The following is a 16033-nucleotide window of genomic DNA, read 5'->3' on the forward strand; positions in this document are numbered from 1 at the left end:
GCGAGCGGAGGTGCCCGGCGAGGGAGCGGTGCCTTCGAACGCAGGATGAACGAGCGCAGGGCGGCGCAAGGTATGCATGGGTGCTCCTCGAGGCTGGATGCGGACAGGTGATCGGGTAACGGGGTGTTTCCCGTCGCCGTCACGGGTGCGCGGGGGCGAAATCTAGAACGGAATTTCGAATAGATGGGGCTCCCCAACTGTGACTGAGGGCGCCGTGTTGTGATCCTGTGTTCGATCACTCATGTGGGTTCAGGTACTGCTTGCGGGGGATTGCGCAGCGCGATCATCCAGGGACGCCTCACGTCGTGACCCGGGGCGGCGCTCAGGGGGACCGGCTGATGAGAGGGCGCAACACGGGCACGCCGGAGCCGGCCACGGCCAGGCCGGCCAGCACGGCACCCGCAGTCGGCGCGCCGGTCAGCGCGGTCAGGCAGCCCACCACCTGCCCGATGACGAGCGCGGCAAGCAGGACGACAGCGATGTGCAGGGACAGGAACGGCGGCTCGTGCCGCCGCAGCCTGCCGGGAGCTACCCGCAGCTGAGGCAGCGGCCCTTCACATCCGATTCCGAGTAACGGCCGCGCTGGTACGGCCGGGAGCCGCCATGACAACGAAAAGAGCCCGACCTCCAAGGAGCGCACTCCGGTCGGCGGCGACGCCTCCGCCTGTTCCGGACGCGACGGCGGCGTCACCTACCGCGAAGGCGTCAACGTCGGATACCGCTGGTACGACAAGCGCGGCACACGCCCGCTGCGTCCCCAAGGTGATCCGGATCGCCGATCTCGTCGAAAAAAGGCGGGCGCCGGCCGATGAGTTTCTGCGTGATCGACAGTCAGAGATCATGGTCGGTGCGCCTCAGCCGAGAGTGCGGCCGAAGCGTGCACGGACCGATTCGCCCAGAACCTGGACACGAGACACCGAGGACCCAAAGATGCGCACCCTGATCAGCACTGCTTTCCTATCGCTCGACGGTGTCGTGGAGGCCCCGGGAGGCGAGCCGGGTTACCGAAACTCAGGGTGGACCTTCAAGGACGTCGAGTTTCTTCCCGAGGCCTTCGACATCAAGGGGCGGGAGCAGAAGGAAGCCACCGCCATGCTGATGGGCCGTGTCAGCTACGAGGCGTTCAGCCCCGTGTGGCCGGACATGGCGGACTTCGCCGACTACAAGGTCATGCCGAAGTACGTCGTCTCCTCCGTCCTCACCGAGGACGACCTGGTGTCGAACTGGGGCGAGACGACGATCCTGCGCTCGCTCGACGAGGTTGCCGCACTGAAGGAGACCGAGGGCGGGCCGATCATCGTCCATGGCAGCGCCTCCCTGAACCAGTCCCTCTCGGACGCCGACCTGATCGACCGGTATCACCTGCTCGTCTTCCCGCTCCTGCTCGGCGCGGGCAAGCGTCTGTTCAGCGCCACGGACAAGGACGCCCAGAAGCTGAAGCTCGTCGAGCACGAGGTGTACGCCAACGGACTGCAGAAGAACGTCTTCGACGTCGTGCGCTGATACGACTCCCGCACTCACCCTGCCGACGCGTCCCCGTACCTGCAGGTCAGGCCAGGTGGCAAGCATCGTGGCGGCGCCGGCACGTCCTCCCCCACGCGGTAGCGGGGGAGGGGCGGCAGTGCACGGCCGGTGCCGTGGCAGGGAGTGCACCGGCCTGTGGTTGGGCCGACCAAGGCGGTGGAGCGGGCTGCGCACGCCGGGCGCCCGCGCCTGATCACGGGCTGACACATACGTGCGGGGTGGGAGGCCTCTTCGTAGTCTGGTGGTGCTCGGGGCTACTGCGGAGGTCTGCCATGCCCCGAACCATCTGGTCCGGCGCCATCTCGTTCGGCCTGGTCACCGTGCCGGTCAGCGTGGTCAGCGCGACCGAGGACCATTCGATCCGCTTCCACCAGTACCACCTGGCGGACCAGGGCAGGATCCGTAACCGCAAGGTGTGTGAGCTGGAGGACCGCGAGGTCTCCCAGGACGAGATCGGCAAGGGCTATGAGCTGACCCGGACGCAGGTCATCCCGATCACGGACGAGGACCTCAGCAGCCTGCCCCTGCCGACTGCGAAAGCGATCGAGATCGACGCGTTCGTGCCGCTGGAGTCGGTCGACCCGATCCGGATCGGCGAGGGCTACTACCTGCAGCCCGCCGGCCAGGTCGCCGCGAAGCCGTACAAGCTGCTCGTGCAGGCGCTCAGCCGCTCGGCCAAGGTGGCCGTGGCGAAGTACGCCTGGTCGGGACGCGAGCGCCTCGGCCTGCTCCGGATCCGCGACGACGTCCTGGTGCTGCACGCGATGCGCTGGCCGGACGAGATCCGCGATCCCGCCGAGCTGCTGCCGCCGCCGGTCGAGGTGTCGGACGAGGAGATCGAGGGCGCGCTCGCGCTGATGGACACGATGACCCGTGACGACCTGCAGGGCGAGGAGTTCAAGGACCGGTACACCGAGGCGATCGCCCAGATCATCGAGGCCAAGCGGGAGGAGAAGCCGCTGCCGGAGGCGCCTGAGCCAGAGGAGCCGGCCCAGGTGTTCGATCTGATGGCGGCGCTGAACGAGTCGGTGCAGAAGGCGAAGGCCTCACGCGGCAAGGGCGCACCGCCCGCCGAGGTGCACGAGCTGCCCGAGCCGGGGGCGAAGACGGCCGCCAAGAAGCAGCCGGCCAAGAAGGCCGCGGCGAAGAAGACGGCCGCGAAGAAGTCCGCCGGGCGCCGGCCGCGCAGCGCCTAGCCGAGGATGCCCAAGGTGGCGTCAGGGCGGCAGTGCCCGCACGGTGGGACCTGTCGTCGTAGCGCGCCCAGGGCCTGCGGGCGTGCGGCGGGGCGGCCTCGGCCGCTTTTCTTCGCCGCCCAGCAGTCGCCGGTGTGGACGGCGTCGGTGTCGGCCTTGTTGAGGCCATGCTGGATCAGCCAGTCAGAGCGAGGCGGGCGACGGCGTTCGCCCTGGCGCCGCTCCGCCTGGCGCCACTCCTCGTCAGCGATCCACATGTCGATGAGAGCCCGCTGCCGGGAGGCTTCCTGCTCGACCACATCACGGGCGAAGCGCAGCGCATCGTGACCGCAGTGGCGTGCTGACAGCTCCGCAGGACCAGCACAAGGAAGCACCGTACGGTGACGCCGATCAGGACGCACCAGCCCGCAACGCGCGGCGGTCCTCGATTGCCAGGCGGTGGAATCGGGGACCGCCGCACCCACGTGCCGCCGGGGACGTGCACGTGCCCCGGGTCCAGCGCGGCCGCCGCCGCGAAGGTCACGCCGGGGTCAGCCGGTCGTGGCCGATCCCAGGGGCGACGGCTGCACCGAAGCGGGCCTGTCGTCGGCCCGGCGCGCGAACCCCGGGTACGGATCTTCCGGCCGGAATGGCGTTACTGCGGCAGGCGGTCGAGAAGCCACTGGCCGAGTTCGGCGACGATGCTGGTGTGGGGGGTGTTGGTGGTGCCGCACAGGAACTCGTCGAGTTCGCTGTCGGCCGGGTCGAGCGCGTCGACCGGGGTGTAGAGGTCGGCCTGGCTGGTGACGTCGCGGATGGCGACCGCGCTGACGGTGGGGACGAAGCACACCGCGGGGTGGTTGAGTTCGACCGTGCCCCCCGCCTCGGTGATCTTTTTGGCCACCAGTCCGTAGGAGGCGAGGGTGCCGCCGGGAGCGCCGTCGAGTTCGGGCAGGCCCGTGGTGGTGACCGACTTCTCCAGGACGCCGCCCACCTTGTAGCGGCGCAACAAGGCGACCTGCACGTTTTCGCCCTGGCTCTGGGTGTAGAAGGTGGTGCCGGGGAAGGGGCGCGTGCCGGTGCTCTTGACGGCGATCTCGCCGGGCCGGACGCTGGTGGCCTGGCCGTCAGCGGCGCCATTGGCGACCGCGATCCGCCGGGGAATGCGGGGCCAGCCGCCGACCTCCTGCAGCTTGTCGAGGAAGTCCTGGCGCAGCGGGTCGACGCCGACGGTGTCCTTCTCGTGGTCGTAGTAGTACGCCAGCATCTGCCGGGCCGCCGGGCTGCTGATGTACCGGTAGAAGTCGTTGTTCGGGTCCGGGGCCTGGCCGGCGAGGTTGGGGACGAACGCGGCGAACGCCTGCAGACCGACGGGGATGACCGCTCCGCGGTGGGGGCTGTCGTAGGAGAAGTACACGGCGGTGCCGTGGGGCTCGTCGTCGGCTTCCATCTTCGCGAGCGCGTAGCGGGTGAGGATGCCGCCCATGCTGAAGCCGCCGACCATCAGCCCGGCCCGGCTCTGCTTGGTCGCGCCGGCCCTGAGGACGGCTTCGCGGATGGTCTGCGCGTTGTCCAGGAGGGAGGCGCTGCGCTCGTTGAAGCCGATCAGCACCACGGTCCGGCCGCGCTCTCGCAGCTGGTCCAGGAAGTGGTAGCGGGGCCTGTTGGGGTTCTGCGCGTCGGGCAGGTCGTCGTTCAGGCCGTTGTAGAGGACGGCGTGGTCGCTCGCACCGAGTTCGAACCCGTCCGCGATGAGCACAGGGTCCGTGAACCGCTGGGCCGCCCCCAGGTGCACCCAGGCTTTCCCGAAGGGAAGGTCCCAGGTGTCATGGGGTTCCGGTGCCTGGACCGGGGCTTCGGGGGTGGCGGTGATCGAGCTGCTGAACGTCAGGCTTCCCAGGTACGCCTCGGACCTGGTCTCTTCTGCGGGCATGAGCACTCCTTGATGCTGCTGTTGCGGCGCAGGCTCCGGCCGACGGAGCCGCGTCGGTGACACACAGCATCAGTACTTCCACTCCATGTAGTCGATCTAGAAGGAAGTCGTGGCCCCTCACTCTTGAGGCGGCAAAGGCGGCTGCGACTGACCGGTAGGGCCGCGCGCGGTCGGATTTTGTGCATGCTGACCGCCGGGCGTGAGTCCACCCGGAACCGGGTCGCGACCAAGAAGTGCGCCTACTGTCGCGTGACCCGACCCTCCCCGTAGCCGTGCAGGTCCCCAGGCGATTTCGCCCTCGTCGGCTCGCTGACGTTCCCGCTGCGGCCGCTTTCGCCCATGTCCCTCTCTGACGCGAAAGAGGAGGGGCGGGGCAGGATGCGCGGCCGTGGCCGGGGATCGGGGCGCCGCTCAGCCGGTTGCGCGTCGGCCAGAACCTCCGCGCTCCTGCCGCGCCCGGGAGCGGTGGGGGTCGGCGCGGTGCCGGCGCGGTGCCGGCGTGCGGGGCACCGCCACCGGCCGGAGGCGTCCTGGGTGACGTCGTCGCGTGGTCACGTCAAGGCGGAGCTGCACCTGTATTCGATCGCCATCCTCAAGCTGGCCACGCCGACCGAGGCCAAGGCGTCCCCGCCTGAGGGAAGTTGACACCCGCTCGCGCGGCCGCCGGCAAGGCCGGTGTTCCAGTCCGGGCGCCCTCTGCTTGTCGCGGGGTTCGTGGAGGGCTGGATTCCGGACGGGCCGATCACCTTGGACGGCTGAATCCGGCTCATCCCGGGTCGAGCCCCGGTCCATCGGCAGGGCGCAACGCCTGAGCGGGGTGGGCTTCCGCGCTCACGACAAGCGGACCACGACAAGCGGACCACGACAAGCGGACTACGAGAAGCCGATCACGAGAAGCCGATCACGAGAAGCCCACCCGCTCCGGTCGCCGGTCGTTCTGTTTCAGTTCATGTCGCCGGCGGCGGCCGCCCCCGCAGGGGCCGGGGCAATGTCGGCCGTCACACCAATCCCGTGCGCCGGCCGCGAGCGCAGGCCTATCAGGGCCAAGGCGACGCCCGCGGCCGCGAGCATGCCGACGCCGCCGACGAGGGTGGATCGCAACGGCGGTCGTGCGGATCTCGCCTGCCGCCTTGCCCTCGCGCTGGGCGGCTGCCCGGGCCGCGTCGCCCTGGCGCGCAGATCGGCGAGCCCCTGATGCCAGCGGCCACTCACCCGTGGCCCCCCTCCTGTGCGCGACCGCGTCACCCAGAGGCTATCCGCCGGCCTGACAAGGGGACTTGGCACGGTGACAGTCCGGCCGCCCGGTGTCCAGGGAGCCGTGCGCCGGGCCGCCGCCGGAGTGCCGGACTCGGCGTTCTGGCCGACGGACCAGTCCACGACTTGTACAACCGGCCTCCGACACCGCACTGTTGGCCGGTATTCGCGTCCCTACGGTCAGGAGTCCCGGCTTGTCCTCCCACACCCCCGTTCCCGCGCGTGCCCACATCGTCGACCCCGCCGGCGGCTGCCCGCACGCCCTGAACGCCGACCTGCGGGCCCAGGGGCCCGTCGCGGACATCGTCCTGCCCGGCGGGGTGCCCGCAGCGGTCGTCCTGGGGCACGAGGCGCTCAAGGAGTTCCTCTCCCACCCCGACGTGGCCAAGGACGCCCGCCACTGCCCAGCCCTGAACGACGGCACGATCCCCGCGGACTGGCCGCTACGGGTCTTCGCCAATGCCCAGGGCATGCACACCGCCGACGGCGCCGACCACCGCCGGCTGCGCTCCCTCGTCGGCAACGCCTTCACCGCCCGCCAGGTGGAGCAACTGCGGCCTCGTATCGAGGAGCTGACCGCCGGCCTCCTCGACGACCTCGGCCGGGCCGCCGCAGAGGACCCGGACGGCGTCGCCGACCTGCGCACCCACTTCGCGCTCCCGCTCCCTATGAGCGTCATCTGCGAGCTGCTCGGCGTGGACCCCGAGCACCGCGGCCGGCTGCACGACCTCACCTACACGGTGATCATCGCCACCGACACCACCCCGGCGGAGGTGATGGCCGCCGTACGCGAACTCGTCGAGCTGCTCGGCACGATCGCGGCCGCCCGCCGGGCCGCCCCCGGCGACGACCTGACCAGTGCCCTGATAGCCGTCCGCGAGGACGGCGGCGACCGGCTCAGCGAGACCGAACTCATCGGCACGATGCGCCTGATGCTGGTCGCCGGCCACGAGACCACCCTCAACCTGATCAGCAATGCCGTACGGGCGCTGTGCACCCACCGTGACCAGCTGGCGCTGGTCCTGGAGGGCAAGGCCACCTGGTCGGACGTCGTGGACGAGACGCTGCGCTGGGACGGCCCGGTCAGCTGGTTCCCGTTCCGCTACCCCACCCGCGACCTGGCCCTCGGCGGCACCGTGATCCCGCAGGGCACCCCGGTCCTCGCCGGCTACACCGCCGCCGGGCGCGACGAGGCTTTCCACGGCCCGGACGCCGACCGCTTCGATGTCACCCGACCCGGCGCGGCCCGGCACCTCTCCTTCGGTCAGGGCGCCCACTACTGCGTGGGCGCCCCGCTCGCCCGCCTCGAGGCCACGATCGCCCTGGAACGGCTCTTCACCCGCTTCCCGGACCTCGACCTCGCCGTCCCCGAGGCCGAACTGCCCCGCCAGCGCAGCTTCATAGGCAACAGCGTCGAAGCGCTACCGGTCCGCCCGGTCCGGCGCTGATGCGCGTTTCCCGCTGACGGCGACCGGCCCGCGGCGGGCGGGGACAGCTCTGTGCTCAGCCAGCCCCGCGCCTCGGGGTACAGCCCGTTCCCCTGTTCGGAAGTCGTGGCCGCCGGCGGAGCGGACGAGGGTCGTGACGCAGACCCCGCTGCCCGCCGCGGCCCGGACGAACGACTCCCACTGCTGTGGCGGGCTGTCCCGGGCCTGTTCGATGACCACGGCCGGGGGGGGGTACGTCCGGAAGAGGGCGTGATCGACGTTCTGCGCGGTCCGGCCACAGCCGGTGGGTGTCGCTTGGTCAGCGGATCCTTTTGCTGGTAGGAGCGGGTGGTGATGATCAGGTGCGGGTCGGTGGCCTGCGGCCAGCGGCTTCTGCGTTCGCGCGACCAGTCGTCCACGAGGCGGGTTCTCAGGTCGTCAAAACAGACGATGTGGGTGTGCTCGCCGCGGTGCAGCGCCAGCGTTGGCCGGACCAAGTCGGCATCAGTCGGGTCGAGGCGGGCAACCTCCACGGGGCGCACGGCATGGATAGCGACCAGGCCGGGCGGCTAGGCCGTCCAGCCGGTCAAGGGCTCCGGCAGCCCGGTCGCTGGACGGCGGCAGCGGCAGGTGGACGCCTGCGGCCCCGGTGGTGGGATTGCAGACTGCCGGCAACCGCGCGGTCGGCCGGCGTCGCTTGGGCCACGGTCCGCGTCAGGCCAGCGAGCCACCCGAACGGGACTTACTGTGCCAAGTTGCGCATCGTAGTTGGGGCCCCAACGATTGGAACCGGGCATTTCCCGCCCGGGGGCCGGGGGGAATCAGTAGGCGCGGCCGGTTCTGGCCGCAGGGACAGGCACGTACGCACTCGTGACACGGAGTCAACATGGCTGATCTTCCTCCGCCGATCACCCCTTACCTCGAGCCTGCCGCAAAGGAGCTGTGCGAGGCGACCGACCCGCACCCCCGGATCTATGAGGTCCCTCCGGAGAAGGGCCGGGACATCCTGCTCAGTCTGCAGGTCGACCCCAGCGTGCCGCGCCCGGAGGTCGACGAGGAGTGGGTCGACGTGGACGCGGGCGAGTGGGGCACGGTCCGTACGCGCATCATCCGGCCCAAGGGATCCTCGGGGCCGCTGCCGGTGGTGTTCTACATCCACGGCGCCGGCTGGGTCTTCGGTGACGACAAGACCCACGACCGCCTCTTCCGCGAACTCGCCGTCGGCGCGGGTGCCGCGGGCGTCTTCCCCGTCTACGACCGCGCGCCGGAGGCGAAGTACCCCACACAGGTCGAGCAGAACTACGCGGTTGGTCAGTGGGTCATGCAGCACGGCGCCGAACACGGCCTGGACACCTCGCGCATCGCCGTCACCGGCGAGTCGGTCGGCGGCTGCATGTCGGCGGTGTTCGCGCTGATGAACAAGGAGCGCGGCGGGATCGACCTCAAGGCCCAGTGCCTGCTCTACCCCGTCGCCAACGCCGACTTCGACACCCCGTCCTACCTGCAGTTCGCCGAGGGCTACTACCTCACACGCGACGGCATGAAGTGGTTCTGGGACGCTTACACCACCGACCCCGCCCAGCGCGCCGAGCATCACGCCTCCCCGCTGCGGGCGAGCCTCGACCAGCTGAAGGGCCTGCCCACGACCCTGGTCATCACCGACGAGGCCGACGTCCTGCGCGACGAGGGCGAGCAGTATGCCAACAAGCTGCGCGAGGCGGGCGTGGACGTCACCTCGGTCCGGGTGGCCGGCATGGTCCACGACTTCCTGCTCCTGGACAGCCTGCGCGACACCCGCGCCGCCAACGTCGCCCGCAAGCTCGCCGTCGACTTCCTCAGGACGGCACTGCACGACGGCTGACGCACAGGTACGCACCCTCCGTGCGCACGGAGGGAAGATGCCGGGTTCGCCGGCGCCCTCGAGGCGCGGGCGAACCCGGCTCGTCATTTCGCTTCCGCGTCACTTCTGCTGCCCCGACATGCGCGACAGGTGAGCCCGGCAGCAGTTTGAGGACGGCCGGGTGCCGATCGCGTAGGCCCAGCACCCGCTCCAAAGGCGGGTGGATCTGCATGAGCGGGCCCCGGATCCGGCTGCTGATCCTCGTTGCTTCGGCGGCCAGGTCGTCGTCGAAGCCGACGATCACCTCCAGCTCGGCGACGGTCTCGTCTTCGAGGTCGACCGAGCGGAGCGTGTGCGAACGGAAGGGGTGAATCACCTCTTTGTTGGCGGTGCTTACATTGGGCGCTACCCTCATGTATTCACCGTCAACATTAGAGCAAGGAGCCGCGCCGTGCCCTCGTCCCAGCAGGAGACACTCAAGGTCGACCTCGGCGGCCGTACGGTCACGGTCCCCAAGGGCGGACTGTACGACCGGTACCGGATGGACACCGATCTCGACGAGGTCGCCCGTGACCCCCGCGTCAGCGGCGTGGACTTCTTCCGGCGGCTGCCCAAGGCCAAGGTGGAGTCCCCGATCGGTCCGACCCTCACCCCGAACTTCTACTACCGCATCTCCACCGCCCGGCTGACGATGCTCGCCCGCTCCCGCGCGATCCGCTCCCGGCTGCCCGAGGAACTGGCCCCGCTGGAGGTCGCACCGGGCATCGGGCTGGTCTCGGTGATGTTCTTCCGCTACGACGTCTGCGACATCGACTTCTACACCGAAGCCGCGGTCGGGATCGCCGTAAAGCCCGCACGTCACGGAAGGCTCGGGTTCTTCGACCTCGTCGCCGGCCTGAAGAACGAGCACCTCGACTCCTACGTGCTGTCACTGCCGGTGAGTACGGAGATCGCCCAGGTACGCGGTCACGACGGCTACGGCTTCCCCAAGTGGGTCACCGACCTCGACGTCGACATCGACGCGAGCCGCACCACGGCCCGCGTGGCCAACGACACCGGCGGCACCGACCTGTCCCTGATGGCGGCCACGCCGACCCAGACCGTCCACCGGAGCGGCGACCGCGTGACCAGTCTCAACTCGTACACGACGATCAACGGCGCCTGGCACTCCACCCTGAGCCAGACCAACGTGCTCAGCGCCGGTACGACGCGCGCGACACGCGGCATCGCCCTGGAGGTCGGTGAGGGCCGTATGGCCGACGACCTGCGCTCCCTCAACCCGATCAGGACCGTTCAGTTCGACGTCGTGACCGAAGGCCAGCTGGCCCTGCACATGCCGGTCCCCACCTCGATCCAGAGCCGGAACTAGAAGCGAGGAATCCCGCCGCCATGACCACCGACCACGCCACCCGCCCCGCAACCGCCCGTAGCTCCGCTCTGCCCGTCACCCTGACCCCCGGCCGGATCGAGCGGCTGGCCACACTCGTCGCGACCTCGGCAGACGCCGCGCGGGTCACCACCACCGCCCCGTACACCGGCGCCCCCCTGGCCGACCTGCCGGTATCGACACCAGGGGACGTCGAGGACGCGTTCACCCGCGCCCGCGTCGCCCAGAAGACCTGGGCCGCCATACCGGTGAGCCGGCGCAAGGAGATCCTGCTGCGCTTCCACGACCTCGTCGTCGCCCGCCAGGACGAGGCGCTCGACCTCATGCAGGCCGAGAACGGCAAGACCCGCCGCGACGCGTTCCTCGAAGTGACCGACATCGCGATCACCTCCCGGTACTACGCACGCAGCGCCGCCAAACACCTGGAACCCAAGCGCCGCCGCGGCGCGATCCCGCTGCTCACCCACACCACCGAACTGCGCCACCCCAAGGGCGTCGTCGCGGTGATCTCCCCGTGAAACTACCCCCTCAGCATGGCCGCCAGCGACGCCATCGCGGCGCTCATGGCGGGCAATGCCGTTGTCCAGAAGCCCGACACCCAGACCGCGCTGACGGCGCTGTGGTCCCTGGACCTCATGCGCGAGGCCGGTCTGCCGGCCGGTGTCTGGCAGATGGTGGTCGGCCGGGGCAGCTCCATCGGCGGGGCGCTGATGGACAACGCCGACTACATGATGTTCACCGGATCCACCGCCAGCGGACGCAAGATCGCGAGTGATGCAGGCCGGCGTCTGATCGGCGCGTCCCTCGAACTCGGCGGCAAGAACGCCATGATCGTCCTCGACGACGCCGATATCGACAAGGCCGCCGACGGCGCCGTCAGCGCCTGTTTCCCCTCCGCCGGCCAGCTCTGCGTGTCCATCGAGCGCCTGTACGTGGCCGAGTCCATCCGCGACAAGTTCGTCGCCGCGTTCGTCGCCCGCACCAAGGCGCTCAAGATCGGCGCCGCGTACGACTACAGCATCGACGTCGGCAGCCTCACCACCCCCTCCCAACTCGAGACCGTCACCGAACACGTGGACGACGCCCTCGCCAAGGGCGCGACCGTCCTCGCAGGCGGGAAGGCACGGCCGGATCTCGGGCCCCTGTTCTACGAGCCCACCATCCTCACCGACGTCACCCCCGACATGACGCTGTACGACCACGAGACCTTCGGCCCGGTCGTCTCCCTCTACTCCTACCGCAGCGTGGATGAGGCGATCTCCCGGGCGAACTCAACGCCGTACGGCCTCAACGCCAGCGTCTGGACCGGCAACGGGGCACGCGGCCGGGCCGTCGCCGCCCGGGTCCACGCCGGCACCGTCAACGTCAACGAGGCCTTCGCCGCCGCATGGGGAAGCATCGACGCGCCGATGGGCGGCATGGGCGACTCCGGCCTCGGCCGCCGCCACGGCGCCGACGGCATCCTCAAGTACACCGAGCCCCAGACCGTCGCCCACCAGCGCATCCAGGGCTTCTACCCGCCGGCCGGTATCTCCCCCGAGAAATGGGCCACCCTGCTGACCGGCGCCCTGAAGGTCCTCAAGAAGGTCGGCGCTCGCTGAACGCAGGAGACCGGATGGCGCGGTTCACATCGAGCCGCGCCGTCACTACGACGCCGATCGTCCCCGGCCTGTGAGGATTCCAGGTTCACTCTTCGACCGGCCGCACATGGCCCAGGGCGATCGGGGCCTTCGGCGCTGGAGCGGCCCGGGCCTGGTCGGCCTCGAGAAGGAGGGTGAGCTCAACAGGACGACTCGTGGGACCGCACCGGCCGCCGGTAACGAACGCGTCCGGCTGGGCGAAAGGAGTGCCGTGTCAACGCAGTGCCGCTCCCCATACGACGGTCTCGCGCAGTGGTGCCTTGAGCAGCTTGTCGCCGGCGTTGCGGGGGAGCGGTGGGGCGATGCGGTCTCCCCGGGGCGGTTCCAGTACCCGGACATGACGCCCGCCCCGCGGGCGACAGTTCGCCCAGGTCCGGGTCGTCACGCAGGGGAACGATGGCCAACTCGACCGTCGGGACCGCGTAGCCCACCGAGTCGGCGTGCTCGAAGGCGTCGTGGTGGGGCAGCACTGTCATCGGCGCGGCGGTCTCGGTCATGCCGTAGCCGTTGAAGACCCGCGCTCGGGGAAGGCCTTTTGGAGCGCGGCGACCAGGGCCGGGGCGATCGCGGCACCGCCGTAGCCGACCCACCGCACACCGTCGACACGGGCGTTGACGAACTCGGGGTTGCGCAGCAACTGCGAGTAGACGGCCGGCACTGTCACCAGGAGCGATCGATGACTGTCCCGGCTCGGTGGTCGCGGTGGCCCGGCGAGACGGTCCGCCGAATCCACTCGTCGCGTCCTTCGTCGACGCCGCGAAAGCCGTTCGTGACCGCGAACCACACATCCTCCGGACGATCGAGGGTGCCCCCGCGTCCGGCAATTGAGCGTGCGGCCCGGCCGGAGAGCCGTACCGGGAGACCACCTTGGGGGCAAAGCCTGCGACTTGATGCCCTGCTGCCCGCCCGATGACCAGGCCACCCCGGCGAGCCGTGGCGCGCGCACCACCGCCGCACGATGCCTTCAGGCCGAGGCCGGAATCAACCGTCGCTGCCCTGAGCCCCGGGCAGTGACAGCGACGACCGCCCTCCACACCGCTTCTTGCAGACGCCCGCCGTGTGCAGCTGCGATGAGCAGAGGGGGATCGCCGGCGTGCGGCGCCTCGGCGGGAGCCGAAGCGCCGACGTGGTGACACGCTTACGCGGTGCCCCGGGCGGGCAGCCAGGCGCGGTAGCGGCGCAGGGCCTTGCGCTGCTTTCGCCGCTCGGAGATCAGGGCGATGGCCGGGTGGGTGCCGGGCTTGGGCTTGCTGCCGCGGGCGAGGCGGCGCATCTGGTGGCGGACCTGCGCCATGCTGGCGGCGGAGGCGAGCGCCTTGTCGGACCAGGTCACGGCCCGTATCTGCCGGTCGGCCTCCCGCCCCTGGCGCCAGCGGTCGGGCAGGTCGGGGGTGACGGCGAGGGCGGTGCCCATCCCGATGACCGCCACACCGTTGTCGAGGACCCGCTCGGCGGTCTCGCGGCGGCTGATGCCGCCGGTCAGCATCAGCGGCAGCGGGCTGGTCCTGACCAGGTCCTTCGCCAGGTCCAGGAAGTACGCCTCGCGGGCCTGGGTGCGCGAGTCGGTGCGGCGGCCGGTCATCGCCGGGCTCTCGTAGCTACCGCCGGACAGCTCGACCAGGTCGACGCCGAGCGGTGCGAGCATCTCGATCACCTGCCGAGCGTCGTCGGCATCGAATCCGCCCCGCTGGAAGTCGGCGGAGTTGAGCTTCACCGCGACCGCGAAGGACGGTGTGACAGCCGCCCAGACGGCCCGGACGACGTCCAGCAGCATCCGGGCCCGGTTCTCCAGCGACCCGCCCCACTGGTCGGTGCGCTTGTTGACGAGCGGGGAGAGGAACTGCGACAGCAGATATCCGTGGGCGGCGTGGACCTCCACACCGTCGAAACCCGCCTCTTCGGCGCGCTGGGCCGTGACCGCGTACCGGGTCACGGTGGTCTGGATCTGTTCGGGTGTCATGGCGACGGGGCGGCCGAAGCGGCTGCTGTGCTTGCCGAGGTCGACGCCGACATCGGAGGGGCCCCAGACGACGCCGGGCATGTCGGACGCGATCTGCCGGCCGGGGTGGTTGATCTGCATCCAGATCGCCCCGCCGCCGGCTTTGCCGGCCTCGGCCCACTCGATGAACGGCTCGAGAGGAGCGCTTTCGTCGAGCACGACTCCGGCGGGCCCGGTCAGCGCCTCGGCGTGGACCATGACGTTGCCGGTGATCAGTAGTCCGGTGCCGCCGGTGGCCCAGCGCCGGTACAGCCCGAAGAGCTCCTGGTCCGGAAGCTGGCCGTCGCCGGCCATGTTCTCCTCCATGGCGGCCTTGGCGATCCGGTTGCGCAGTACCTGCCCGGAGCGCAGGGACAACGGCGAGAACAGCTCGCTGGTCATCCGAGTTCCCCTTCCAAATCTCAATCACTTACGATGTGTGCATCGTTCACATTAGGGCAACGATGTAATCACCGTAAACATTGGAGGGTGTGTCGTATGGCACAGGCAAGTGGTTCGTATCATCACGGCGATCTGCGTGCCGCCTGCCTGCGCGCCGCGCAGGAACTGCTCGAGGAGAACGGCAGCGCCGCGCTGTCGATGCGGGCGGTGGCACGGCGAGCGGGAGTCTCGCCGACGGCCCCCTACCGCCACTACGAGGACCGTGACGCGCTCGTGTCAGCGGTCGCCGCGGAGGGCTACCGCGAACTCGCCGGGTGTCTGGCCGCCGCGCACCCCTCGCCCGCAACTCCGGACGAACTCGCGACGGTCGCTGCCGCCTACGTGCGGTTCGCGCTCGATCACCCGGCACTGTTCCGGGCGATGTTCGCGGAGCCGTGCGATCCGAGCAGCGCGGAGCGCGTCAGCGCGACCGCCGCCATCTCGGAATACGTCCGCGGTATCGTCCGCACGGCCTTCCCCCAGGCCGATCCGGACGCGCTGTCGACGACCGTGTGGGCCCTCGTCCACGGCCTGGCCTTCCTTCACCTCGACGGAAAGCTCGACACCTCCACTCCCGAGGTGGTCGACGGACAGGTCCGCTCCGCTGTGCAGGCACTGTTCGTCATGTCCCCCGCCCTGTCACGGAAGGTAACCGCACAGGCCTGATCGGTGAGGGTGGCAGGCGCACGGCAGCGGGCGCAGGGCCGCTCGAGCAGCCCGCCGGCCCGGACGGGCTCCGTCAGGAACACGGTCCGGGAAGCGGGCCGGGTCGCGCGATCTCAGCGGTAGCTGAGCAGGTGGCGCTGGTCGCCGGTGAAGTGGGAGTGCTCGTTGAAGGTCAGGAGGCTGGTACCTGAGGCGCCCACCGCGAGGGTGGTGACGCAGGAGTTGACGGCCACGCGGTTCAGAGCCACGACCGCCAGGGGCGGCAATGACAGGAGTGTGCCGCAGAGCGCGGCGACAGGGCCGGCCGAGGTGACCACGACGGCGTCGCGGCCTTTGCCGAGCGTGGCGGACAGCTCGGCCAGCGCGGCCGCGGCGCCGCCGGAGAAGGCCTGCCAGCCTTCCTCCTCCGTGGCGTCGCCGTCCGCCATCCACGCCGCCAGCGCGTGATCAAGGCTCTCCTGCACGGAGCGGCCGCCCTGGCACGGCTGGGGATAGCGGGTCAGCAACGCGAGGTGGTCGTACTCGTTCCAGCGCGCATCCTCCTGCACCGGCTGCTTGAATCCGGCCGCGTCCGCGAGAAGGCGGGCGGTGTCGCGCTGGCGGGTGAGGGTGCCCGAGACCAGGTGCGGGTCACGCAGGCCGCGGCGGGCGAGTTCCTGGCCGACGGCGGCGGCCTGGACGCGGCCGAGGTCGGACAGGGCGTCGTAGTCGTCCGCGGCGAAGGACGCCTGGCCGTGGCGGACGAGACAGATCAGCGGCATGGGAAGA

At 70.3% G+C, this 16033-nt stretch carries 12 protein-coding genes and 2 pseudogenes; 8 read left to right on the forward strand and 6 right to left on the reverse strand.

The window, feature by feature from the left end:
* Positions 1–930 precede the first annotated feature (930 nt).
* Positions 931–1503, forward strand: coding sequence for a dihydrofolate reductase family protein (locus ACZ5CW_RS37250; RefSeq protein ID WP_468609533.1), 573 nt, complete (start codon positions 931–933; stop codon positions 1501–1503).
* 293 nt (positions 1504–1796) lie between these two features.
* Positions 1797–2720 (forward strand): non-homologous end joining protein Ku, encoded by a 924-nt coding sequence (gene ku, locus ACZ5CW_RS37255; RefSeq protein WP_468609535.1) that lies wholly within the window; start codon positions 1797–1799, stop codon positions 2718–2720.
* Here ku and ACZ5CW_RS37260 read toward each other — a convergent pair.
* Positions 2717–2899, reverse strand: coding sequence for a DUF6233 domain-containing protein (locus ACZ5CW_RS37260; RefSeq protein WP_468609644.1), 183 nt, complete (start codon positions 2897–2899; stop codon positions 2717–2719). The genes ku and ACZ5CW_RS37260 overlap by 4 nt on opposite strands.
* On the opposite strand from ACZ5CW_RS37260, the gene ACZ5CW_RS37265 reads away from it, so the two are divergent.
* Complete coding sequence (locus ACZ5CW_RS37265) at positions 2855–3064, forward strand: hypothetical protein (protein ID WP_468609650.1); 210 nt, start codon at positions 2855–2857, stop codon at positions 3062–3064. The genes ACZ5CW_RS37260 and ACZ5CW_RS37265 overlap by 45 nt on opposite strands.
* 290 nt (positions 3065–3354) lie before the next feature.
* Here ACZ5CW_RS37265 and ACZ5CW_RS37270 read toward each other — a convergent pair whose 3' ends face one another.
* Positions 3355–4632 (reverse strand): lipase family protein, encoded by a 1278-nt coding sequence (locus tag ACZ5CW_RS37270; protein WP_468609537.1) that lies wholly within the window; start codon positions 4630–4632, stop codon positions 3355–3357.
* Positions 4633–6080: 1448 nt separating this feature from the next.
* Between ACZ5CW_RS37270 and ACZ5CW_RS37275 the strand changes: the two genes are divergently transcribed.
* On the forward strand, positions 6081–7334 hold the full coding sequence (locus ACZ5CW_RS37275) for a cytochrome P450 family protein (protein ID WP_468609539.1): 1254 nt from the start codon (positions 6081–6083) through the stop codon (positions 7332–7334).
* Between the two features lie 865 nt (positions 7335–8199).
* A complete protein-coding gene (locus ACZ5CW_RS37280) occupies positions 8200–9174 on the forward strand; it encodes an alpha/beta hydrolase (RefSeq protein ID WP_468609541.1) in 975 nt (324 codons plus the stop codon).
* Positions 9175–9313: 139 nt separating this feature from the next.
* Here the strand turns inward: ACZ5CW_RS37280 and ACZ5CW_RS37285 are convergent.
* Positions 9314–9508, reverse strand: a pseudogene (locus ACZ5CW_RS37285) (IS110 family transposase); the annotation flags it as partial.
* A 96-nt stretch (positions 9509–9604) separates the two neighbouring features.
* Here ACZ5CW_RS37285 and ACZ5CW_RS37290 point away from each other — a divergent pair.
* Positions 9605–10522: an acetoacetate decarboxylase family protein gene (locus ACZ5CW_RS37290; protein WP_468609543.1), complete on the forward strand. Its 918-nt coding sequence runs from the start codon at positions 9605–9607 to the stop codon at positions 10520–10522.
* A gap of 20 nt (positions 10523–10542) precedes the next feature.
* Positions 10543–12141 (forward strand): annotated as a pseudogene (locus tag ACZ5CW_RS37295) (succinic semialdehyde dehydrogenase).
* A 532-nt stretch (positions 12142–12673) separates the two neighbouring features.
* Here the strand turns inward: ACZ5CW_RS37295 and ACZ5CW_RS37300 are convergent.
* Together ACZ5CW_RS37300 and ACZ5CW_RS37305 are read right to left on the reverse strand one after the other, a co-directional pair.
* Complete coding sequence (locus ACZ5CW_RS37300) at positions 12674–12844, reverse strand: hypothetical protein (RefSeq protein WP_468609545.1); 171 nt, start codon at positions 12842–12844, stop codon at positions 12674–12676.
* 474 nt (positions 12845–13318) lie between these two features.
* The gene (locus ACZ5CW_RS37305; RefSeq protein WP_468609547.1) at positions 13319–14560 is read right to left on the reverse strand and encodes an NADH:flavin oxidoreductase/NADH oxidase family protein; all 1242 of its coding nucleotides are present in this window, start codon (positions 14558–14560) and stop codon (positions 13319–13321) included.
* Between the two features lie 96 nt (positions 14561–14656).
* Between ACZ5CW_RS37305 and ACZ5CW_RS37310 the strand changes: the two genes are divergently transcribed.
* Positions 14657–15265, forward strand: coding sequence for a TetR/AcrR family transcriptional regulator (locus tag ACZ5CW_RS37310; protein WP_468609549.1), 609 nt, complete (start codon positions 14657–14659; stop codon positions 15263–15265).
* 113 nt (positions 15266–15378) lie between these two features.
* On the opposite strand, the gene ACZ5CW_RS37315 is transcribed toward ACZ5CW_RS37310, so the two are convergent.
* Entirely contained in the window at positions 15379–16026 is a 648-nt protein-coding gene (locus tag ACZ5CW_RS37315) for a histidine phosphatase family protein (protein WP_468609551.1), read from the reverse strand.
* Positions 16027–16033 lie beyond the last annotated feature (7 nt).

The organism is Streptomyces sp. NPDC031379 (assembly GCF_055569615.1).